The sequence below is a fragment of the Enterobacter sp. V87_3 genome, assembly GCF_029967835.1.
GTDB lineage: Bacteria > Pseudomonadota > Gammaproteobacteria > Enterobacterales > Enterobacteriaceae > Enterobacter > Enterobacter cancerogenus.
In genome coordinates this window covers 65,095-86,830 of record NZ_JASCAM010000033.1, presented here as the reverse complement: position 1 = coordinate 86,830, position 21,736 = coordinate 65,095, and the positions used below count along the sequence as shown (strand labels likewise).

Here is a 21,736-nt window from a genome sequence, read left to right as displayed (position 1 = left end):
CTTTTTACGTTTGTATCGTTATACGTTAATAAATGTAGCTTATGGATCAGTGAGAAGGATTGGCGATTCAATGGGTTTGCCGTAGAATGTCCGCCCTCATTACGAGTCACCAAGGTGGTTACACACAAACCCCGCTTCGGTCTGCTGCCTGAAGCGTTCATATGGGACAGCGCAAAAATTGAAAACACAACCCCGTTCCCTTTCACCGCTGGTGAAGCTGGAACGAATTCGTAAAAGTTTCGATGGTAAAGATGTCATTTCCGATCTCAATCTGACCATCAAAGACGGTGAGTTTCTCACGCTGCTCGGCCCTTCTGGCTGTGGCAAAACCACCGTCCTGCGCCTTATCGCCGGGCTGGAAAGCGTCGATAGCGGCCATATTCACCTTGAGAACCAGGATATCACCGAGGTTCCTGCCGAAGATCGTCACGTTAATACCGTCTTTCAAAGCTATGCGTTATTCCCGCATATGACCGTGTTCGAAAACGTGGCGTTTGGCCTGCGGATGCAAAAAACGCCCGCTGGCGAAATCCCTCCTCGCGTCAACGAGGCCCTGAAAATGGTTCAGCTGGAAGAGTTTGCCCAGCGTAAACCCCACCAGCTCTCCGGCGGCCAGCAGCAGCGCGTTGCCATTGCCCGGGCGGTGGTCAATAAACCGCGCCTGCTTCTGCTGGATGAATCTCTGTCCGCGCTGGATTACAAGCTGCGTAAGCAGATGCAGAACGAGCTGAAAGCCCTGCAGCGAAAGCTCGGCATTACCTTCGTTTTTGTCACTCACGATCAGGAAGAGGCGCTGACCATGTCCGACCGCATCGTGGTGATGCGCGCAGGCAAAATTGAGCAGGACGGTACCCCACGTGAGATCTACGAAGAGCCGAAAAACCTGTTTGTCGCCAGCTTTATTGGCGAAATCAATATCTTTGATGCAACCGTCATTGAACGTCTCGACGACCAGCGTGTACGCGCCAGTGTGGAAGGTCGTGAGTGCAATATCACCGTGAATTTCCCCGTCGAGCGGGGCCAAAAGCTCAACGTCCTGCTGCGCCCTGAAGACCTGCGCGTCGATGAGATCCACGACAACACCGAGGCGGAAGGCTTAATTGGCTATATCCGCGAGCGCAACTATAAAGGAATGACGCTCGAATCCGTGGTGGAACTGGAAAACGGCAAGATGGTGATGGTCAGCGAGTTCTTTAACGAGGACGATCCTGACTTCGACCACTCCCTCGATCAGAAAATGGTCATCAACTGGGTAGAAAGCTGGGAGGTTGTACTGGCTGATGAAGAACACAAGTAAATTCCAGAAGGTGGTGATTGCCACGATCGTCGGTTGGCTTGTGCTGTTCGTCTTTTTACCCAACCTGATGATTATCGCCACCAGCTTCCTGACCCGCGACGATACTCACTTCGTCACGCTGGTCTTTACGCTGGATAACTACGCGCGTCTGCTCGATCCGCTCTATTTTGACGTGCTCCTTCACTCGCTCAACATGGCGCTGATCGCCACCGTTGCCTGTCTGGTGCTGGGCTACCCGTTCGCCTGGTTCCTGGCCCGGCTGCCGCAAAAGGTGCGGCCTCTGCTGCTGTTTTTACTGATTGTTCCGTTCTGGACGAACTCGTTGATCCGCATTTACGGGCTGAAAATTTTCCTCAGCACCAAAGGCTATCTCAACGAGTTCCTGCTGTGGCTGGGGGTGATCGATACCCCTGTCCGCATCATGTATACGCCGGGCGCGGTCATCATCGGCCTGGTCTACATCCTGCTGCCGTTTATGGTGATGCCGCTCTACTCAAGCATTGAAAAGCTGGATAAGCCTCTGCTGGAAGCGGCGAAGGATCTCGGTGCCGGTAAGCTGCAGACCTTTATCCGCATCATCATTCCGCTGACCATGCCGGGCATTGTCGCCGGCTGCCTGCTGGTGATGCTGCCCGCGATGGGCCTGTTCTTCGTCTCTGACCTGATGGGCGGGGCAAAAAACCTGCTGATTGGTAACGTGATTAAGAGCCAGTTCCTTAATATCCGCGACTGGCCGTTTGGCTCGGCAACGAGTATTACGCTGACGGTGGTGATGGGCCTGATGCTGCTGGTCTACTGGCGCGCGTCGCGTATGCTGAATAAAAGGGTGGAGCTGGAATGATCGGTCGACTGCTTCGCGGCGGGTTTATGACCGCCATATATGCTTATCTCTATATTCCGATTATTATTTTGATCGTGAATTCGTTTAACAGCTCGCGCTTCGGGATCGGCTGGAAGGGGTTTACCACCAACTGGTACAGCCTGCTGTTGAACAATGACAGCCTGTTACAGGCCGCCCAGCACTCGCTGACGATGGCGATTTTTTCCGCCACCTTCTCAACGCTGATTGGCTCACTCACCGCCGTGGCGCTTTATCGCTACCGTTTTCGCGGCAAGCCGTTCGTCAGCGGCATGCTGTTTGTGGTGATGATGTCGCCGGACATCGTCATGGCGATTTCGCTGCTGGTACTGTTTATGCTGTTGGGCGTGCAGCTGGGCTTCTGGTCTTTGCTGTTCTCGCACATCACCTTCTGCCTGCCGTTTGTGGTGGTGACCGTCTTTGCGCGCCTGAAAGGCTTCGACGTGCGCATGCTGGAGGCGGCTAAAGACCTGGGTGCCAGCGAGATGACAATCCTGCGTAAAATCATCCTGCCGCTGGCGATGCCTGCCGTTGCGGCCGGGTGGCTGCTCAGCTTTACCCTGTCGATGGACGACGTGGTAGTCTCCTCCTTCGTGACGGGGCCGAGCTATGAAATATTGCCGTTGAAGATCTATTCAATGGTGAAAGTCGGTGTTTCACCGGAGGTGAACGCGCTGGCGACTATCCTGCTGGTGCTCTCGCTGGTCCTGGTGATTGCCAGCCAGCTTATTGCGCGTGATAAAACAAAATCTCAGGGGACAATGAAATGAAAAAAATGCTCGCCGCTGCGGCGCTGGTGCTCGGAATGGGTGCGGCGCACGCTGATGACAGCAAAACGCTCTATTTCTACAACTGGACCGAGTATGTGCCGCCAGGCCTGCTGGAGCAGTTCACTAAAGAGACCGGCATCAAGGTGATCTACTCGACCTATGAGTCGAACGAAACCATGTACGCCAAGCTCAAAACGTATAAAGAGGGTGCGTACGATCTGGTGGTTCCTTCGACCTATTTCGTCGATAAGATGCGCAAAGAGGGCATGATCCAGAAGATCGACAAAACGAAGCTAAGCAATTTTTCAAACCTCGATCCGCAGATGCTTAATAAGCCGTTTGACCCGAACAACGATTACTCGATCCCTTACATCTGGGGTGCAACGGCCATCGGGGTAAACAGCGATGAGCTTGATCCCAAAAGCGTGACCCGCTGGGCGGATCTGTGGAAACCGGAATACAAGAGCAGCCTGCTTCTGACCGATGACGCGCGCGAAGTGTTCCAGGTTGCCCTGCGCAAACTCGGCTACTCCGGCAACACTACCGACCCGAAAGAGATTGAAGCCGCCTACAACGAGCTGAAAAAGCTGATGCCTAACGTCGCGGCGTTTAACTCAGATAACCCGGCTAACCCGTATATGGAAGGCGAAGTGAATCTGGGGATGGTCTGGAACGGCTCAGCGTACGTCGCCCGTCAGGCCGGTACGCCGCTGGAGGTAGTCTGGCCTGAAGAGGGTGGGATCTTCTGGATGGACAGCCTGGCGATACCATCTAATTCGAAAAACGTTGAGGGTGCCCTGAAGCTCATTAACTTCCTGCTGCGCCCGGACGTGGCGAAACAGGTTGCTGAGACCATTGGCTATCCAACGCCAAACCTGGCCGCACGCAAGCTGCTGAAGCCGGAAGTCGCAAATGACAAATCACTTTATCCGGATGCCGACACCATCAGCAAAGGAGAGTGGCAGAACGATGTGGGCGACGCGAGCCGCCTTTACGAAGAGTATTATCAGAAGCTGAAAGCGGGTCGATAATCAAACAAAAACGGGCAACGCAAGGTTGCCCGTTTTATTATAACCCTTTGAGTAGCTTGTCTACAAACGCCGGTACCACTTCACTCGCAAGGCCGTAGTGCTTCTCCTCAAACTCACTGCCAACCTGGCTGGGTTCAAGATTCAGTTCTACCGTATGCGCGCCCTGCAACCGGGCTTCGTGAACAAATCCGGCTGCCGGATAAACATGCCCGGAGGTGCCGATGGCGATAAACACGTCCGCCATCGCCAGCGCGCTGTAGATCTCATCCATCCCCAGCGGCATTTCACCGAACCAGACCACATGCGGGCGCAGTCGCGACGGGAACTGGCAGCAGTGACATTTGTCATCGTCCAGCACGTCCTCTTTCCAGTCCAGCACCTGGCCGCTCCAGGCGCAGCGCACCTTGAGTAATTCACCGTGCATGTGAATGATGTTCTTGTTACCGGCGCGTTCGTGCAGGTTATCGATATTCTGCGTCACCAGCAGAAAACGATCGCCCAGCGCCTCTTCCAGCTTCGCCAGCGCAACATGCGCCGCGTTCGGTACAATTTCCGGCTGCTGAAGCTGGCGGCGGCGGGCATTGTAAAATGCCTGCACTAATTCCGGATCGCGGGCGAAGCCTTCCGGCGTCGCCACATCTTCTACACGGTGCTCTTCCCACAGCCCGTCCGCCGCGCGGAAGGTTCGGATCCCGGATTCGGCGGAGATCCCCGCCCCGGTCAGCACCACCACTCTGGGTTTATCCATCGCTTCTGGCATCATCCTGTCTCTGAAAAAGATCCGCTGGCGCAAGCGTTCACGTAAGCGGCGTTTATTTTTGCGAAAACGGCTGAGTCGACCTAAGCGACGCGACAGCATAGTAACCTCATAAACTAATCGGTGAGATGAAGGAATGCGGCTCCGCGCATGCCTCCTGCGTCCCCGTGCCGTGCGCGCTCGATGCGCGGCACGCGGGCGACCGGCAATAAATGTCGGGGCAGTCGCCCGGACAACTGTTCCGTAATCGCGGTAAAGTTTGACAGCCCTCCCCCAATCACCAGCAGATCCGGATCGACAATGGTCAGGATATTGCCAAGACACACCGCCAGCAGGTCGAGGTAGCGCTCGACGTGCTCCCGCGCCTGCGCATCACCCTGCTCCCACAAGGTTATGATCTGGGGGGCTTCAAGTTTCTGATGATAGAAGTGTTCATACAGCCATGCAAACCCGCGGCCCGAGAGATAGTTCTCAATGCAGCCATGCTGGCCGCAGCCGCAGCGCGTGAGCGGAAAATCACGCCCCACAACGTCTAGCGCATCCACCGGCAGACGGATATGCCCGAATTCGCCGGTGATGTAGCTGCGCCCGGTTATGGGTTTGCCATTGATGATGATCCCCCCGCCAACGCCCGTGCCGAGGATCAGCCCCATCACCAGTGGGTAACGGCGAAACTCGTCATCCCAGGCTTCGGAGAGGGCAAAACAGTTGGCATCATTGTCTACACGCACGTCGCGTTCAAGGAGAGCAGAGAGATCGGTGCGCAGCGTTCTGCCGCTGGCGGCGGGGACGTTGGCGGCATACAGCGTACCGTCGTCCGTTTCGGGCATCCCCGGGATACCAATGCCGACGCTGCCTTTGACGCCAAAGCGGGTATCCGCTTGCGCCACCAGCGCGGCAATGGCTGTTAAAAAGTCGTCGTAACTTTCGCGCGGGGTGGGAACACGGGTTTCCCACTGTAGCTTGAGGTCTTTATCAAACACGCCCAGCGCAATTTTAGTGCCGCCAATATCAAATCCATAATACATAACGCATTCCTCTTTTGATCTGGCGGCAAAGCTCACCAGACCATGACGTAATTACTGGCCACTTAATACCCTCGCCGGATCAATTCGGCTAGCGCGACGCGCCGGATACCAGCTTGCCAGCAGACTCAGTAAAAGTGCTGTAACCAGCACATAAATAACGTCCAGCCAGTGCAATTCAGACGGCAGGAAGTCAATAAAATAGATATCACCCGACAGGAACTGGTGACCAATAAGCTTTTCAATGCCGTTGATGATTGGCGTCAGTTGCAGAGAAACCACCACCCCGATCGCCGCACCGCACAGGCTGCCAAACAGCCCTGCCATCAAACCATACCAGACAAAGATGGCGCGAATAAGACCGTCTTTTGCCCCGAGCGTTCGCAGCACGGCAATGTCGCCGCTCTTGTCTTTAACCGCCATGACCAGCGTCGAGACGATGTTAAAGCACGCCACACCGATCACCAGCACCATCGCCAGATACATAATGGCGCGGATCATCTGGATATCACGGTACATATACCCGTAAGTGCCTATCCAGCTTTTGATATAGACATAGTTATTGGTGACTTCGCCGGCATCCCGTACCAGTTTATTGGCGTTAAAGACGTCGTACACCTTAATGGCGATCCCCGTCACGCTGTCGCCCATGTCCAGATACTGGCGAGCATCGTCCATCGGCACCATGGCAAAGCTGTGGTCCAGCTGACCGCTGAGCTGGAGAATGCCGGTCACATGCAGACGGATACGTTTAGGCTGTTGCAGCTTATGGTCCGCGCTGGCGTTGGGAATCATGATGGAGATCCAGTCGCCCTGCTTGACCTTAAGCGCATCGGCGACGCCTTTACCGATGATAATCTGCTGTTCACCTGCCCTGAAACTGGACCACGCGCCGTTCTGGACATAGCTGGGCAGCGCGCTCAGCCGCGCTTCCTGCGCCGGGTTAACGCCCTTCACCTGAATGGCGCGCAGGTTAACCCCGCTCTCCACCAGCCCGGTGAAGTTGATGTAAGGGGCCGCCGCTGCAACGCCCGGCACTTTTTCCATTCTGGCGAGCGCATCGCTCCAGTTGTTCCATGGCTGGTTAACCGGCTCGATCTCGCCGTGCGGGACCACGGCCAAAATGCGGTTATTCAGCTCGCGCTCAAAGCCGTTCATCGCGCTGAGGCCGACGATAAGCACCGCCACGCCCAGCGCGATGCCCACGGTAGAAATCACGGAAATCAGCGATACCATGCCGCCGCGACGACGACCGCGGCTAAAGCGTAAACCGATCAGTAAGGATAACGGTGAAGCCATTACTCCGCTCCCATCAGGGTCAGTTCAGCGTTCAGATGACCGTCGCGCATTTCAAGCTGACGGCCCATCCGCTTCGCCAGCTGCAAATCGTGCGTGACCACCAGAAACGCGGTCCCCTGCGAGGCGTTGAGTTCGCCCAGGAGCTGGAAGATGCTGTCTGCATTACGCGCATCAAGGTTGCCCGTCGGTTCATCCGCCAGCACCAGACGCGGGTTATTGACCAGCGCGCGGGCAATCGCCACACGCTGGCGCTCACCGCCGGAAAGCTCGGACGGCCTGTGATTACCACGGTGCCCCAGCCCTACCGCGTTCAGCATATCGCTGGCACGCGCGTTGATTTCTGCCGCTTTCTTTTTGCCAATCAGCAGCGGCATCGCCACATTTTCCAGCGCCGTGAAATCCGGCAGCAGGTGGTGGAACTGGTAGATAAAGCCCAGCTCACGGTTGCGTAGCTCCGCTTTCGCGGTAGAGGACATTTTGCTCAGCGGCTGGCCTGAAAAAATCACATCCCCCTCGGTAGGGGTATCCAGCCCGCCCAGCAGATGCAGCAAGGTACTTTTACCGGAGCCGGAGCTGCCGACAATCGCCATCATTTCGCCTTCGCCCACGCTGAAGCTCACATTGTGCAGCACGTCGGTCTGCACAGTGCCTTCCTGATAGCGTTTGGACAGGTTGTCGCATTGCAACAGGATCTTATTCATAACGTAAAGCCTCAGCGGGTTGAGTGGCGGCAGCGCGCCAGGAAGGATAAAGCGTAGAGAGCAGCGCAATGGCCATCGCGGCCAGCGCAATGCCAACCACCTGCAACGGCTCGATAGCCACCGGCAACGCCGCGCCATCAAGCAGTGCGCCAAGAATCGGCATTAAATTATTCAGCTGGCTGGCAAGGAGTGCCCCCAGCACGGCGCCCAGCAGCGCCCCGATGATGCCGGCGCTGGCCCCTTGCACCATAAACACCGCCATAATCTGGCGTGGGGTAAGCCCCTGGGTTTGCAGAATCGCGACTTCGCCCTGTTTCTCCATCACCATCAGACCCAGCGAGGTGATGATGTTAAACGCCGCCACGGCGACGATCAGGCTCAGCAGCAGCCCCATCATGTTCTTTTCCATGCGCACGGCCTGGAATAGCTCGCCTTTACGGTCGCGCCAGTCCTGCCACTTCGTCCCTTCGGGCAGCGTTTGCTGGCTGAGGGTGTCCACCTTCAGCGGCGCATCGAGCCACAAGCGCCAGCCGGTGATATTGCCCGTCGGGTAGCGCATCAGGCGCGAGGCATCCTGGATGTTCACCAGCATCTGGTAACCATCCACTTCGCTGTTGGCGGCAAAGGTCCCGATGACGTTAAACAGACGCTGGCTCGGCAGGCGCCCCATCGGCGTAAACTGGCTGGCAGAAGGCACCATCACGCGCAGCTGGTCGCCGCGGTTGACGCCAAGCTGCCCGGCAAGCTGCTCGCCGAGGATAATGTTGTATTTACCGGCTTCGAGATCGGTCTGTTTGACGTTAACCAGGTAAGGGGTGAGTGGGTCTTTTTGTGCCGGGTCAATCCCCAGCATCACGCCTACCGCCACGCTGCGAGCGCTTTGCAGCACCACATCACCGGTGGTTAATGGCGCAACGCGCGTCACACCCTGCAGCATCGCCGCGCTTTCCGGCAGCTGCTGGGGGTTAACGGAGCCGTTGGTCGACGAGAGAACGGCCTGCGGCATCAGCCCCAGGATGTTGTTTTGCAGCTCGCGCTCGAAGCCGTTCATGACGGAAAGCACCGTCACCAGTGCCATCACGCCAAGCGTAATGCCAATAGTCGAAAGCCAGGAGACAAAGCGACCGAAGCGGTCCGCGGCGCGCCCACGCATGTAACGTAAGCCTATGAAAAGTGCGACAGGTTGATACATGAAATCCGTCTGGTTGCTGATAGCAGGCCCACGAGTATATAAGCGAATCCGCTAAGCGTAAATGACTGAAACCGTAAGCTTTGGTAATCATTTTTCTGAAAAATTCAGATAAATCATAGTGCTAGTTGTAGAACGCCCTTCTGCCCTCCTCCACCTTTTCCGAAAAACGTACTGATACAGACTCTTACCCATTACATCCCAGTAGCGCTTAACCACAATCGAGCCTTCGTTTATGGCAATTAAGGTAGTCGCGAACAATGAAACAAAAAGCATTATGGATAAACCAGATAAAGGGGCTGTGCATCTGCCTGGTGGTGATCTATCACTCGGTCATCACCTTTTATCCTCACCTGAGCGGGCTTCAGCATCCCTTGTCTGGCCTTATCGCCAAATGCTGGGTCTATTTTAATCTTTATCTCGCGCCCTTCCGTATGCCAGTATTTTTCTTTATTTCCGGGTATCTCATTCGCCGCTATATCGATGAAGTGGACTGGCGCACCAGCCTCGACAAGCGCATCTGGAGCATTGTCTGGGTGCTGGCGCTGTGGGGCGTGCTGCAGTGGCAGGCGCTGAGCCACCTGAATGCCTGGCTGGCGCCGGAGCGTGAACTCGCTACCTCGTCAAACGCCGCCTATGCCGATTCGATATCGGGCTTCCTGCACGGCATGCTGACCGCCAGCACCAGCCTGTGGTATCTGTACGCTCTGGTGGTCTATTTCACGCTGTGTAAATTGCTGAGCCGCTGGAAGCTTCCGGTGCTCGCCCTGCTCGCCCTGGCAAGCGTGGCGATTAACTTCCTGCCGCTGCCGTGGTGGGGCATGAACAGCGTGGTGCGCAACATGATTTACTACAGCCTGGGCGCGTGGTACGGCGCGCAGCTGATGGCGTGGATGAAGGGCCTGGAGCTGCGCCGTTACGGGCTGGCGATCGCGGCGTTTGCTATGGTCTCCGTGGTGCTGTGGTTTGCAAACGTCCCTCTGTTCCTCTCGCTGCTGTCGATCCTGGTCATCCTGAAGCTCTTTTACAGCGTCGAACAGCGCTATGCCGTTCATCCCGACAACCTGCTCAACGTGGTCGGCTCGAACACCATTGCGATTTACACCACCCACCGCATTTTGATCGAGGCACTGAGTCTGGTTCTGATCGGTGAGATGAACGCGGGTCACTGGCCGGTGTGGGCCGAACTGACGCTGATTGTGGTCTATCCTTTTGCCAGCCTGCTCGCCTGCACGCTGGTGGGGCTGGGCGTGCGTAAGCTCTCCACCGCGCTCTTTGGCGATCTGTTCTTCTCCCCGCCCGCGCGGCTTTCCCCTGCGCCAGCCACCCGTTAATACCCTTCTCGCCCCCTCTCCGGGGGCGAATTTGCACCCCGTGCGGTTACAATTTGCTTATGCAAAACGATCGAGGATAATAAAGACATTGCGTATCAGTGATATGCCCCAATACTGTTGGTATATCCATAAGAGACTCTGACAAAGCCATGCCTGAACACGATCGTTATTCCTTGCCTGTCAACGCGGGCGACCAACGCCAACTGGGCGAACTCACGGGCGCGGCGTGCGCCACGCTGGTGGCAGAAATCACTGAGCGCCATCCGGGGCCAGTAGTCCTGGTTGCGCCGGATATGCAAAATGCCCTGCGCCTGCATGACGAAATCCGGCAGTTCACCGACAGCCTGGTGTTTAGCCTGGCCGACTGGGAAACGCTGCCGTATGACAGCTTCTCGCCGCATCAGGAGATTATCTCTTCGCGCCTGTCGACGCTGTATCAGCTTCCGACCATGCAACGCGGCGTGCTGATTGTGCCGGTGAATACGCTGATGCAGCGCGTCTGCCCGCACAGCTATCTTCACGGCCACGCCCTGATGATGAAAAAAGGTCAGCGCCTCTCCCGCGACGCCCTTCGCGCGCAGCTGGACAACGCCGGGTATCGCCATGTTGATCAGGTCATGGAGCATGGGGAATACGCCACCCGCGGCGCGCTGCTTGACCTCTACCCCATGGGCAGCGAGCAGCCATACCGTCTGGACTTTTTCGATGATGAAATCGACAGCCTGCGCGTATTCGACGCCGACACCCAGCGCACGCTGGAAGAAGTTGAGGCGATTAACCTGCTCCCGGCGCATGAATTCCCGACGGATAAAACCGCCATTGAGTTGTTCCGCAGCCAGTGGCGAGACACGTTCGAGGTTAAGCGCGACGCCGAACATATTTATCAGCAGGTCAGTAAAGGCACGCTGCCCGCCGGGATCGAATACTGGCAGCCGCTGTTCTTCAGCGAGCCGCTGCCGCCGCTGTTTAGCTACTTCCCGAAAAACACGCTGATCGTGAATACGGGCGATATTGAGGCCAGCGCCAGCCGGTTTGAAAGCGAGACCCGCGCCCGTTTCGAAAACCGCGGTGTGGATCCTATGCGCCCGTTGCTGCCGCCCGAGAAGCTGTGGCTACGCACCGATGAATTGAATGCCGAGCTAAAACGCTGGCCACGGATGCAGCTCAAAACCGATTCGCTTGCGAAAAAAGCGGCCAACACGAACCTCGCGTTTAAGACGCTGCCGGATCTCGCCGTGCAGGCGCAGCAGAAATCGCCGCTCGATAATTTACGTAAGTTCCTCGAGTCCTTTACCGGCCCGGTGGTGTTCTCGGTTGAGAGCGAAGGCCGTCGCGAGGCGCTGGGCGAACTACTGAGCCGCATTAAGGTGGCACCAAAGCGCATTTTGCGACTCGATGAAGCCACCGGCAATGGCCGTTATCTGATGATCGGCGCGGCCGAGCACGGGTTTATTGATACGCTTAACAACCGCGCCCTGATCTGCGAAAGCGACCTGCTCGGAGAGCGCGTTGCGCGCCGCCGCCAGGACAGCCGCCGTACCATCAACCCGGACACATTGATCCGTAACCTGGCGGAGCTGCACCCGGGTCAGCCGATTGTTCACCTTGAGCACGGTGTCGGGCGCTATCAGGGGATGACGACGCTGGAGGCGGGCGGCATCAAAGGTGAATACCTGATGCTGACCTATGCCAACGACGCCAAACTGTACGTGCCGGTATCGTCCCTGCATCTGATCAGCCGCTATGCGGGCGGTGCGGAAGATAACGCCCCGCTGCATAAGCTGGGCGGCGATGCCTGGGCGCGAGCGCGCCAGAAAGCGGCGGAAAAAGTTCGCGACGTGGCGGCTGAACTGCTGGATATCTACGCCCAGCGTGCGGCCAAAGAGGGCTATGCCTTTAAGCATGACAAAGAGCAGTATCAGCTGTTCTGTGACAGCTTCCCGTTCGAAACCACGCCGGATCAGGCGCAGGCCATTAACGCCGTGCTGAGCGATATGTGCCAGCCGCTGGCGATGGACCGGCTGGTCTGCGGCGACGTGGGCTTCGGCAAAACGGAAGTGGCGATGCGCGCGGCCTTCCTCGCCGTAGAGAACAACAAGCAGGTGGCGGTGCTGGTCCCTACCACCCTTCTGGCCCAGCAGCACTTCGACAACTTCCGCGACCGCTTTGCCAACTGGCCGGTGCGTATCGAAATGCTGTCTCGTTTTCGCAGTGCCAAAGAGCAGACGAGCATTCTGGAGCAGGCAAGCGAAGGCAAGATCGACATTCTGATCGGCACGCACAAGCTGCTGCAAAGCGACGTGAAGTGGAAAGATTTGGGCCTGCTGATCGTCGACGAAGAACACCGCTTCGGGGTGCGTCACAAAGAGCGGATCAAAGCGATGCGCGCGGACGTCGATATTCTGACCCTGACCGCAACGCCGATCCCGCGTACGCTGAATATGGCGATGAGCGGCATGCGCGATCTGTCGATTATCGCCACCCCTCCGGCGCGCCGTCTGGCGGTGAAAACCTTCGTGCGGGAGTACGATAATCTGGTGGTCCGCGAGGCGATCCTGCGCGAAGTGTTGCGCGGCGGCCAGGTGTATTACCTCTACAACGACGTGGAAAATATTCAGAAAGCCGCCGACAGGCTGGCGGAGCTGGTGCCGGAGGCGCGTATTGCCATCGGCCACGGGCAGATGCGCGAGCGCGAGCTGGAACGCGTGATGAACGATTTCCACCACCAGCGCTTTAACGTGCTGGTCTGTACCACCATTATTGAAACCGGCATCGACATTCCTACCGCCAATACCATCATCATTGAACGGGCGGATCACTTTGGCCTGGCGCAGCTTCACCAGTTACGTGGCCGCGTAGGCCGTTCGCACCATCAGGCCTACGCATGGCTGCTGACGCCGCATCCGAAGGCGATGACCACCGACGCGCAAAAGCGTCTGGAAGCCATCGCCTCGCTGGAAGATCTCGGCGCCGGGTTCGCGCTGGCAACGCACGACCTCGAGATCCGCGGGGCGGGCGAACTGCTGGGCGAAGATCAGAGCGGATCGATGGAAACCATCGGCTTCTCGCTGTATATGGAGCTGCTGGAAAACGCCGTCGATGCGCTGAAGGCCGGTCGGGAACCGTCGCTGGAAGATTTAACCAGCCAGCAAGCCGAAGTCGAGCTGCGGATGCCGTCCCTGCTGCCGGATGATTTTATTCCGGACGTGAATACCCGCCTGTCGTTCTACAAACGTATTGCCAGCGCGAAAAATGAAGGCGAGCTGGAAGAGATCAAAGTCGAGCTGATCGACCGCTTTGGCCTGCTGCCGGACGCCGCGCGCAACCTGCTGGACATCGCCCGTCTGCGTCAGCAGGCGCAAAAGCTGGGCATTCGCAAGCTGGAGGGCAATGAGAAAGGCGGGATGATTGAGTTTGCCGAGAAAAACCATGTCGATCCGATGTGGCTGATCGGCCTGCTGCAAAAACAGCCTCAGCATTTCCGTCTGGATGGCCCAACGCGTCTGCGCTTTACGCAGGAGCTGGCCGAGCGTAAGAACCGCATGGAGTGGGTCCGTAACTTTATGCGTCAGCTTGAAGAGAACGCCATCGCCTGACCGGCATCACAGGCTCCCGGTAGCGCAACGCTGCCGGGAGCGACAATTTACAAACTCTTTGCACTTCGCCCGATCTTCCCGACACACCCATTGCCCATAATTATGATTCACAGCTTATAAAATAATAACCTTATCATTTATATGGATTATGGTGATGATGATCTCTTCGCGTCTTATCCGCTGGATTACGTTGTCTGCGCTGATCGCAACGGTAGCCATTGCGTTACCCGCCCGGGCAAACACCTGGCCTCTCCCGCCTCCTGGCAGCAAACTTGTCGGGGAAAATCGTTTTCACGTCGTGGAAAATAATGGCGGTTCGCTTGAGGCGATTGCTAAAAAATATAACGTTGGGTTCCTGGCGCTGCTTCAGGCTAACCCCGGCGTAGATCCTTATGTGCCTCGTGCCGGCAGCGTGCTGACGATCCCGCTCCAGACGCTGCTGCCGGATGCGCCGCGCGAGGGGATCGTGATCAACCTTGCTGAGCTTCGGCTTTACTATTATCCACCGGGTAAAAACGAAGTGACCGTCTATCCTATCGGCATTGGGCAGCTGGGCGGCGACACGCTCACCCCAACGATGGTGACCACCGTCTCCGATAAACGGGCAAACCCGACGTGGACGCCAACGGCCAATATTCGCGCCCGCTACAAAGCGCAGGGTATCGAGCTTCCGGCGGTTGTGCCGGCAGGGCCCGATAACCCCATGGGACATCACGCGATCCGCCTCGCCGCCTACGGCGGTGTCTATCTGTTGCATGGAACCAATGCGGATTTCGGTATTGGGATGCGCGTCAGCTCCGGCTGTATTCGCCTTCGCGATGACGACATCAAGACGCTTTATAGCAAGATCACGCCGGGCACCAAAGTGAATATCATTAATACGCCGATTAAGGTTTCTGAGGAGCCTGGCGGCGTGCGGCTGGTCGAAATCCATCAGCCGTTATCGAAAAACATAGGTGACGATCCGCAAACCCTGCCCATCAATCTGAATGCTGCGATGGTGAGTTTTAAAACGAATGCCAGCACCGATGAGGCCGTGATGGCGAGAGCCATGGAGGTACGTTCAGGCATGCCGACTGACGTCACGCGGCACCACAATATTGCGCAACAGTCGATGTAAGACCCAACGAAAAACGCCCTGCATATGCAGGGCGTTTTTTATAGCAGTGGCATAAATGAGGGTTTAGCCAGGCTTATTTGTAGATGACCGCAGTACCGTGGAGGGTGTTAGGACCGGTCACTGAGGTGATGCGGAAAGATTTTGCACCCATTTCATCCGCTTTTTGCGCCAGCTGATCTTCCAGTGAACCCAGGTTAGTCCCGGCATTCGCGGAGATGGTGCCCACTTTCTGCTGGTCAGCAGGGGTGGATTGCACTTCAACAGCGGCGAAGCTTGCGAAAGAGAGTGAACTCAGAACAGCGGCAGCGATGAGGGTTTTAACGTTTTTCATGTTTTTATACCTTTAGGCAGATGAATTGATGTCGCAAGTTATTTACTTAACGATCGATAGTTAAATGATAGATGTGATCCTGGTCACACGTCAACCCATTTTTATAACGACCATTAAATAAATTTAAATTCCGTTATTATTCATATCGATAGGATTAATTTATTTTTAAGCAAACAGCGCTGGTCCCGGCTGTGGTTTATTTTTATAATGGTCATTCAACAAATCAACAGAGGACCAACGGCAATGACAACCGATGTCACGAGTTGTGCGAAGAAAAGCCGTGGCCGACCAAAAGTGTTCGACAGGGATGCGGCGCTGGATAAGGCCATGACGCTCTTCTGGCAGCACGGGTACGAGGCAACGTCGCTTTCGGACCTGGTGGAAGCTACCGGAGCCAAAGCGCCGACGCTGTACGCGGAGTTTACGAATAAAGAGGGGCTGTTCCGGGCGGTTCTGGATCGATACATCTCCCGTTTTGCGGCGAAGTACGAAGCGCAGCTGTTCTGTGAAGAAAAATCCGTTGAGCAGGCGCTGCGGGATTACTTCACTGCCATCGCCACCTGCTTCACCAGCAAAGAGACCCCTGCCGGGTGTTTTATGATCAACACCTCTGCCACCCTCGCGGCCTCGTCTACAGAGATCGCCAATACGGTGAAATCGCGCCATGCGATGCAAGAGGAGACGCTGAGCACGTTCCTTGCCCAGCGCCAGCAGCGCGGCGAGATCCCCGCGCATTGCCGCCCGCAGGCGCTGGCGCAATACTTAAGCTGCATTCTGCAGGGCATGTCGATCAGCGCCCGCGAAGGCGCTGGCCTGGAAAAACTGCAAAGCATCACCCAGACCACGCTGCGCCTGTGGCCTGAACTTCTCAAGCTGTAATCTTAAGGGCGGTTCTCCGCCCTTTCTGTTTTCTTCTTTCCCACGTCGTCAACGAGTTCAAGGATGCTACGGGGCAACCGACCCCGGGTATTAATATGCCTGGCCGTGCGGGTGTTGTGGCAGATGGCTTAATGAATATCGTGCCAAAAAAAAGCTCCTCAGCCTGAGCGCGTGAGGAGCTAAGTTCAGAGAAGATCTTTTTTACGCTTTGTTGTTCAGGATCAGCTGACCATTTCCGTCCAGCGGGATCTGGGTGCCGGGGTCTTTATCCATGCGGATTTTGCCCTGCTGGTCGCCGATTTTGTAGGTGACATCGTAACCCAGCATTTTCTCGGATTTGTCATAGACAGTTTTACAGCGCTGCTGGGTTGTGGTGTAGGTGTCGTTATCCTGCATCGCACCCTGCACCTGATTCCCTGCATAGCCACCGCCCAACGCGCCGACAACGGTAGCCACGTCTTTACCGCGACCGCCACCAAACTGATGGCCAATCACGCCGCCTGCAACCGCGCCGAGAACAGAACCGGCAATACGGTTTTCATCCTGTACGGGACGACGGTGGGTAACCGCAACGTTGCGGCACTCCTGACGGGGCGTTTTGACCGTCTCTTTAATGGGCGTTGCGGAAACCACTTGCGCATACTGCGGGCCACGTTCAAACACGTTGAGACTGGCAACCGCAGCCACACCTAACGCAGCCGCTACGCCAATCCCTATACCCGCCAACATTGATTTATTCACGGGACATCCTCCTTTGTTGCTATTGGTAACAATTTTGCAATCAATGGCTGGACTCGCCAATAAGACAAAGGCGTAAAAACGCGGTGTGCAGGAGGGATATATCGGATTTAGGAGAACTCTTAAGCGCCTGAAGGGCACTGGACAGCATGATATGCTAAAAAATCCCTCCGGAGGACCCGGAGGGATAATACGATTAGTGCAGCTTCAGACGCGGGCGAATAACCCGGTTGATGCGTCCAACCAGCATCATCAGGCCGGTTTTGAAGTAGCCGTGCAGCGCAATCTGGTGCATACGGTAAAGTGAGATATACACAAAGCGCGCAATGCGCCCTTCTACCATCATCGAGCCACGCATCAGGTTACCCATCAGACTGCCGACGGTCGAGAAGTTAGAGAGCGACACCAGAGAGCCGTGGTCTTTGTAGACATACGCCTTCATCGGTTTGCCTTTACGCTGCGCCAGGATGTTGTGCAGCACCAGGCTTGCCATCTGGTGCGCGGCCTGAGCACGCGGAGGAACGAACCCGCCTTCCGGGCGCGCGCAGGAGGCACAGTCGCCGATGGCGTAAATGTCCGGATCGCGCGTGGTTTGCAGCGTAGGCTCCGTCACCAGCTGATTAATACGGTTCGTTTCCAGCCCGCCGATATCTTTCATGAAATCAGGCGCTTTAATCCCTGCCGCCCAGACCATCAGATCCGCTTCGATGTACTCGCCGTCTTTGGTGTGCAGGCCGCCCGCATCGGCGCTGGTGACCATGGTTTGCGTCAGCACGCGTACGCCGAGTTTGGTCAGCTCGCTGTGCGCTGCGCCGGAAATGCGCGGCGGCAGCGCCGGCAGAATGCGTTCGCCCGCCTCAACCAGCGTCACGTTCAGCGCATCGTTCGTCAGGCCTTTGTAGCCGTAGCTGTGCAGCTGTTTCACCGCGTTGTGCAGTTCAGCAGACAGCTCAACGCCCGTCGCGCCCCCGCCCACAATCGCGATGTTAACCTTGCCGTTGGCACCCAGGTTATTGGTGTATTTCAGGAACAGATTGAGCATTTCCTGATGGAAACGACGCGCCTGATGCGGGTTGTCCAGGAAGATGCAGTGATCTTTCACGCCCGGCGTATTGAAGTCGTTCGATGTACTGCCCAGCGCCATGACCAGTGTGTCATACGGCAGCTTGCGCTCAGGAACCAGTAGTTCGCCTTTGTCGTCGCGCAGCTCAGCCAGCGTAATGGTTTTGCTCTCACGGTTGATATCCACCACGGATCCCAGCTGGAACTGGAAATGATGATTACGCGCGTGTGCCAGATAGCTCAGCGCATCCACGCCCTCATCTAGCGAACCGGTCGCCACTTCGTGCAGCAGCGGTTTCCACAGATGGCTGTGGTTACGATCTACCAGCGTAATTTTGGCTTTCTTACCGCGACCCAGCTTTTTGCCCAGCTGCGTCGCCAGCTCCAGCCCGCCAGCACCACCGCCTACAATCACTATTTTTTTCAATGGTGTAGTCAACGCGACCCCCTAAATTATTAACCAATTGTTAATTAAAAGTTATGAAAATAACCCTTAATTAACAACAGGTTACAGCACTGAAACCATTCAAGTGCATTGAGGATAACACGTCAGGCGCATTGGTCATACCAAAATTGATATGCATCAAGTTTTGATGGCTTAAAAGTAGACAAGTCTGACAAAAAAGAAAGCCCGGCACGCTTTCGCGACCGGGCCTGAGGCTTTTAGAGGGCTGGTTAGCCCAGCGTTTTGAAGGCTTTTATGCGCTGCAGATGCGGGGAGATGTTTTTGAACTTGTGGGTTTGTTCATCGTCCCAGACGATCTCATAGAAGTGATGCAACATCTCCGCTGAACGCTGGCTGTCCAGCGCTTCGTCATGACGCGAGAGGATCGCCAGACAACGATCGCGATTCTTTTCACGGAAATTACTGACGCATTTCGTCGCGATATCGACGTATTCCTCCGGGCGGTCAATCTTGCCTTCCATGTTCTCGTTCGGGAACAGGTTTGGATTGAAAATGACCTGACGAATATCGCACAAAAATCCAATGCGCTCTGCCCAGTAGCCTCCCAGCCCGACGCCGCAAATCAGCGGACGCTCGTCAACGTTGAGTTGCAGCATTTTGTCCACTTCCTTGAGCAAATGCTGCATATCATGTTTAGGGTGGCGGGTACTGTAGCTAATCAGCCGGACGTCCGGATCGATAAACTGCAGCTGCAGTACCTTCTCATGGTTACCTGGGCTGTTTGAGTCAAAACCGTGTAAATAGATGATCATTGTCTTCCCACCTTGCTACGCCTTACGGGAGTGATTACAGGCCTGCTTTATGGGCCTGCCAGCGCTCGTTGAGCGCTTCAAGTTGCGCGTTGACCGTCTTCCAGCGCGCCGAGTCCATCAACTCCTGACGGCTAAATGAACCTTTATGATACAATTGTGTAACACGTTCGGCATTGATCGGCGACAGGTTATCCAGCACGCTGACCGCTCCTTTACGATTATTACAGACCAGGATCATATCGCAACCTGCATCCAGTGAAGCCTGCCCGCGTTCCGCATAGCTGCCCATGATTGCCGCCCCTTCCATGGACAAATCATCCGAGAAAATCACGCCGTTGAAGCCCAACTCCTGACGCAGGACGGTTTTCAGCCAGTGCGGGGAACCGCTCGCCGGGCGCGGATCGACATCGCTGTAGATCACATGCGCAGGCATAATCGCATCCAGCTTATTGTCAGTGATGAGCGAGCGGAAGATGGACATATCTTTGGCGCGGATCTCCGCTTCAGGGCGAGGATCGCGTGGCGTCTCTTTGTGTGAGTCAGCCGTTACCGCGCCGTGTCCCGGGAAGTGTTTGCCGGTGGTTTTCATGCCCGCGTCGTGCATACCGTCAATAAACTGTGTGGCCATTGCCAGGGCAATGCGCGGGTCCTCATGGTACGAGCGTTCGCCGATAGCGGCGCTGATATGCCCCACATCCAGCACCGGCGCAAAGCTAATGTCGATATCCATGGCAATCATTTCGCTTGCCATCAGCCAACCGGCGTCCTGCGCCAGTTTCCCGCCCGCTTCGGTGCCAAGCAGCGCAGCAAAAGACTGTGCAGCCGGTAAGCGGGTGAATCCCTCGCGGAAGCGCTGTACGCGCCCTCCTTCCTGATCGACCGCCACCACCAGCCGGTTACGCGATGCCGCTCGGATCTGGCGCACCAGTTCGCGCAACTGCGCCGGATCGTGATAGTTGCGGGTAAACAGAATCAGGCCGCCCACCAGCGGATGCGCCAGGATCTCGCGCTCCTCCGCATCCAGCTCAAACCCTTCGACATCCAACATCACTGGACCCACACGAACCTCTCTTATCCTTTAGTGTTTAACTGACGCCAGGCATCATCTGCCAGCGTAATAAATTGTTTGTCGCCCGTCTGCGCAAGGCGCACCTCAAACCAGCCCGCCATCAGCATCAATACCCATGGCCGCCAGCGGCTGACCTGGCGCGCCAGCGTCCGGGGGTCCATCTGCGCCTGTTCGGCATAGGCCGCAATGAGCGCGTCCCGCGCGGCCTTGTCCGGTGTCCAGACGGCAGCCAGCTCCAGCGCGACATCCCCATCTCCGGCATATTCCCAGTCGATGAGCCTTTCCCCTGCCGCCGTGTGAACGATATTGCCCGCGTGAACATCCATGTGCAGCGGCGCGAGCCGCAACGGCTGCGGCTCACCTCTTGCACGGCGTTTTTTAAGCTGAGCCAGCCAGTATGGCGTTCTGCGCGCGGGCGCGGCCTGCTGCCAGTATTGTTCAAGCAGCGGCATAAGCGCGATGCGCCAGCCCAGCCGTCGCTGACGATGCAGATGATACAGCAGAGCAGCAAGCGTTGGGGTATCCGGTAGCGTGGTTTTGATCTCGCCCGCAAGATACTCCACGGCCATCCAGCCCTCGCTGAAAAAACAGGGTTCGGGTACGAGTCCGGCCGGAAGGCGTTTCAGGGTAAGATACTGACGACGAAAATGGGCGGCGGGCGCAGAGGCATCGTGATGCTGGCGCAGAACCAGACGATGTTCGCCCTGCTCAATCATGCAACTCGCGCCGCCAAGCCCCGAAGGGGCCTGCGGCGCGACAAGACGGTATTGAGGAAAATAACGCGTCAGAATTTCCTCACGCGTCGGCTTATTGTTGCGAAACGGCACCTTTACCAGACCAGATAATCTCGCCTGTCTGAACCAGCATCAGCTGCATTTGCAGGGCCGGGGTATTGACGTTGCCGGTGGCGCTGGAATACAGGACATACTGTGCGCCAACGTTACGGGCAATCCCGATCGCTTTGCTGCGCGAGCCAAGGCTGTCCTGCGGTGACAGGCCAAGCTGCTGCTTCGCCACCGCCAGCTGCTGCGAGGAGACCAGCGTAAATTTACCGTTGTTGGCTAAAGCGTTGCGCAGGGTTTCCGTCGCTTCACCCGCATTCAGCGAGCCGTTAGTACGGTTGTTCACGCTATCTACCAGCAGCACGCTGCCCGCCGTCACGCCCTGAGCCTGCAGCATTTTGCCGACCATCGGCTGCATCGCGCCGTTCCAGTCATAGTGGCGCACGCGCGGCGTTGGCTGAGAGGTTTGATCCGGGTGTTCAATCGGGCCTGGCTGCGCCGGAATAGTTGGCACAGATGGCACCGTTGGCACCGGCTGCGTTGGCGGCGTCGGCTGTTCAGTTCCCGGTTTCGCCTCGTCCACGGGCGCGGGTTCTTCGGTTCGCGTTACACAACCGGCAAGAAAAAGTGCAAATGCGGTCACAAGCGCATAGCGGCTTATATTTTTAATCAAGGTTTA

At 56.6% G+C, this 21,736-nt stretch carries 20 protein-coding genes; 8 read left to right on the top strand and 12 right to left on the bottom strand.

Annotated features, from left to right (window positions below):
• The first annotated feature begins 148 nt into the window (after window positions 1-148).
• The 4 genes from potA to potD are packed head-to-tail and all read left to right on the top strand — an operon-like array spanning window position 149 to window position 3,957.
• On the top strand, window positions 149-1,297 hold the full coding sequence (potA, locus tag QLG21_RS20920; RefSeq protein ID WP_282485156.1) for a spermidine/putrescine ABC transporter ATP-binding protein PotA: 1,149 nt from the start codon (window positions 149-151) through the stop codon (window positions 1,295-1,297).
• Window positions 1,281-2,138: a spermidine/putrescine ABC transporter permease PotB gene (gene potB, locus QLG21_RS20915; RefSeq protein WP_088207490.1), complete on the top strand. Its 858-nt coding sequence runs from the start codon at window positions 1,281-1,283 to the stop codon at window positions 2,136-2,138. The genes potA and potB overlap by 17 nt, the downstream gene beginning before the upstream one ends.
• Window positions 2,135-2,926 (top strand): spermidine/putrescine ABC transporter permease PotC, encoded by a 792-nt coding sequence (gene potC, locus QLG21_RS20910; protein ID WP_006174735.1) that lies wholly within the window; start codon window positions 2,135-2,137, stop codon window positions 2,924-2,926. Before potB ends, potC begins: the two co-directional genes overlap by 4 nt.
• Complete coding sequence (gene potD / locus QLG21_RS20905) at window positions 2,923-3,957, top strand: spermidine/putrescine ABC transporter substrate-binding protein PotD (RefSeq protein WP_058609126.1); 1,035 nt, start codon at window positions 2,923-2,925, stop codon at window positions 3,955-3,957. The genes potC and potD overlap by 4 nt, the downstream gene beginning before the upstream one ends.
• Window positions 3,958-3,994: 37 nt before the next feature.
• Here potD and cobB read toward each other — a convergent pair whose 3' ends face one another.
• From cobB to lolC, 5 genes are read right to left on the bottom strand one after another with little or no spacing between them, the layout of a single operon-like run.
• Window positions 3,995-4,816 (bottom strand): Sir2 family NAD+-dependent deacetylase, encoded by an 822-nt coding sequence (cobB, locus tag QLG21_RS20900; RefSeq protein ID WP_282485135.1) that lies wholly within the window; start codon window positions 4,814-4,816, stop codon window positions 3,995-3,997.
• Between the two features lie 14 nt (window positions 4,817-4,830).
• Window positions 4,831-5,742, bottom strand: a complete 912-nt coding sequence (nagK, locus tag QLG21_RS20895) for an N-acetylglucosamine kinase (protein ID WP_282485134.1) — start codon at window positions 5,740-5,742, stop codon at window positions 4,831-4,833.
• 51 nt (window positions 5,743-5,793) lie between these two features.
• Entirely contained in the window at window positions 5,794-7,038 is a 1,245-nt protein-coding gene (gene lolE, locus QLG21_RS20890; protein WP_282485133.1) for a lipoprotein-releasing ABC transporter permease subunit LolE, read from the bottom strand.
• Window positions 7,038-7,739 (bottom strand): lipoprotein-releasing ABC transporter ATP-binding protein LolD, encoded by a 702-nt coding sequence (gene lolD / locus QLG21_RS20885; RefSeq protein WP_058609129.1) that lies wholly within the window; start codon window positions 7,737-7,739, stop codon window positions 7,038-7,040. The genes lolE and lolD overlap by 1 nt, the downstream gene beginning before the upstream one ends.
• The gene (gene lolC, locus QLG21_RS20880) at window positions 7,732-8,931 is read right to left on the bottom strand and encodes a lipoprotein-releasing ABC transporter permease subunit LolC (RefSeq protein ID WP_282485132.1); all 1,200 of its coding nucleotides are present in this window, start codon (window positions 8,929-8,931) and stop codon (window positions 7,732-7,734) included. Before lolC ends, lolD begins: the two co-directional genes overlap by 8 nt.
• A gap of 257 nt (window positions 8,932-9,188) precedes the next feature.
• Here lolC and QLG21_RS20875 point away from each other — a divergent pair, with 257 nt between their 5' ends.
• From QLG21_RS20875 to QLG21_RS20865, 3 genes are all read left to right on the top strand, one after another.
• Window positions 9,189-10,262 (top strand): acyltransferase family protein, encoded by a 1,074-nt coding sequence (locus QLG21_RS20875; protein WP_101737900.1) that lies wholly within the window; start codon window positions 9,189-9,191, stop codon window positions 10,260-10,262.
• A gap of 149 nt (window positions 10,263-10,411) precedes the next feature.
• The gene (gene mfd, locus QLG21_RS20870; protein WP_282485131.1) at window positions 10,412-13,858 is read left to right on the top strand and encodes a transcription-repair coupling factor; all 3,447 of its coding nucleotides are present in this window, start codon (window positions 10,412-10,414) and stop codon (window positions 13,856-13,858) included.
• Window positions 13,859-14,012: 154 nt separating this feature from the next.
• Complete coding sequence (locus QLG21_RS20865) at window positions 14,013-14,978, top strand: L,D-transpeptidase family protein (RefSeq protein WP_282485130.1); 966 nt, start codon at window positions 14,013-14,015, stop codon at window positions 14,976-14,978.
• 73 nt (window positions 14,979-15,051) lie between these two features.
• On the opposite strand, the gene bhsA is transcribed toward QLG21_RS20865, so the two are convergent.
• On the bottom strand, window positions 15,052-15,309 hold the full coding sequence (bhsA, locus tag QLG21_RS20860; RefSeq protein ID WP_006174713.1) for a multiple stress resistance protein BhsA: 258 nt from the start codon (window positions 15,307-15,309) through the stop codon (window positions 15,052-15,054).
• Between the two features lie 243 nt (window positions 15,310-15,552).
• Here bhsA and comR point away from each other — a divergent pair, with 243 nt between their 5' ends.
• On the top strand, window positions 15,553-16,188 hold the full coding sequence (gene comR / locus QLG21_RS20855) for a TetR family copper-responsive transcriptional repressor ComR (RefSeq protein ID WP_042319562.1): 636 nt from the start codon (window positions 15,553-15,555) through the stop codon (window positions 16,186-16,188).
• 201 nt (window positions 16,189-16,389) lie between these two features.
• Here comR and QLG21_RS20850 read toward each other — a convergent pair whose 3' ends face one another.
• The 6 genes from QLG21_RS20850 to lpoB all read right to left on the bottom strand — a co-directional run bounded on the left by QLG21_RS20850 (window position 16,390) and on the right by lpoB (window position 21,727).
• Complete coding sequence (locus tag QLG21_RS20850) at window positions 16,390-16,929, bottom strand: glycine zipper 2TM domain-containing protein (protein ID WP_042319556.1); 540 nt, start codon at window positions 16,927-16,929, stop codon at window positions 16,390-16,392.
• A 193-nt stretch (window positions 16,930-17,122) separates the two neighbouring features.
• On the bottom strand, window positions 17,123-18,427 hold the full coding sequence (locus QLG21_RS20845) for an NAD(P)/FAD-dependent oxidoreductase (RefSeq protein WP_042319553.1): 1,305 nt from the start codon (window positions 18,425-18,427) through the stop codon (window positions 17,123-17,125).
• Between the two features lie 236 nt (window positions 18,428-18,663).
• Entirely contained in the window at window positions 18,664-19,206 is a 543-nt protein-coding gene (ycfP, locus tag QLG21_RS20840; protein ID WP_006174705.1) for an alpha/beta hydrolase YcfP, read from the bottom strand.
• 34 nt (window positions 19,207-19,240) lie between these two features.
• Window positions 19,241-20,266: a beta-N-acetylhexosaminidase gene (nagZ, locus tag QLG21_RS20835; protein WP_088207498.1), complete on the bottom strand. Its 1,026-nt coding sequence runs from the start codon at window positions 20,264-20,266 to the stop codon at window positions 19,241-19,243.
• Between the two features lie 11 nt (window positions 20,267-20,277).
• A complete protein-coding gene (gene thiK, locus QLG21_RS20830) occupies window positions 20,278-21,102 on the bottom strand; it encodes a thiamine kinase (protein ID WP_282485129.1) in 825 nt (274 codons plus the stop codon).
• On the bottom strand, window positions 21,083-21,727 hold the full coding sequence (gene lpoB, locus QLG21_RS20825) for a penicillin-binding protein activator LpoB (protein WP_088207906.1): 645 nt from the start codon (window positions 21,725-21,727) through the stop codon (window positions 21,083-21,085). Before lpoB ends, thiK begins: the two co-directional genes overlap by 20 nt.
• Between the last annotated feature and the right edge of the window lie 9 nt (window positions 21,728-21,736).

Bases quoted from the DNA above. Each gene is read 5' to 3' on its own strand.
- ycfP (WP_006174705.1), bottom strand. From the start codon at position 19,206: ATGATCATCTATTTACACGGTTTTGACTCAAACAGCCCAGGTAACCAT.
- lolE (WP_282485133.1), bottom strand. From the start codon at position 7,038: ATGGCTTCACCGTTATCCTTACTGATCGGTTTACGCTTTAGCCGCGGT.
- QLG21_RS20875 (WP_101737900.1), top strand. From the start codon at position 9,189: ATGAAACAAAAAGCATTATGGATAAACCAGATAAAGGGGCTGTGCATC.
- potB (WP_088207490.1), top strand. From the start codon at position 1,281: ATGAAGAACACAAGTAAATTCCAGAAGGTGGTGATTGCCACGATCGTC.
- comR (WP_042319562.1), top strand. From the start codon at position 15,553: ATGACAACCGATGTCACGAGTTGTGCGAAGAAAAGCCGTGGCCGACCA.
- QLG21_RS20865 (WP_282485130.1), top strand. From the start codon at position 14,013: ATGATGATCTCTTCGCGTCTTATCCGCTGGATTACGTTGTCTGCGCTG.
- lolC (WP_282485132.1), bottom strand. From the start codon at position 8,931: ATGTATCAACCTGTCGCACTTTTCATAGGCTTACGTTACATGCGTGGG.
- potC (WP_006174735.1), top strand. From the start codon at position 2,135: ATGATCGGTCGACTGCTTCGCGGCGGGTTTATGACCGCCATATATGCT.
- bhsA (WP_006174713.1), bottom strand. From the start codon at position 15,309: ATGAAAAACGTTAAAACCCTCATCGCTGCCGCTGTTCTGAGTTCACTC.
- lolD (WP_058609129.1), bottom strand. From the start codon at position 7,739: ATGAATAAGATCCTGTTGCAATGCGACAACCTGTCCAAACGCTATCAG.
- cobB (WP_282485135.1), bottom strand. From the start codon at position 4,816: ATGCTGTCGCGTCGCTTAGGTCGACTCAGCCGTTTTCGCAAAAATAAA.
- potD (WP_058609126.1), top strand. From the start codon at position 2,923: ATGAAAAAAATGCTCGCCGCTGCGGCGCTGGTGCTCGGAATGGGTGCG.
- mfd (WP_282485131.1), top strand. From the start codon at position 10,412: ATGCCTGAACACGATCGTTATTCCTTGCCTGTCAACGCGGGCGACCAA.
- nagK (WP_282485134.1), bottom strand. From the start codon at position 5,742: ATGTATTATGGATTTGATATTGGCGGCACTAAAATTGCGCTGGGCGTG.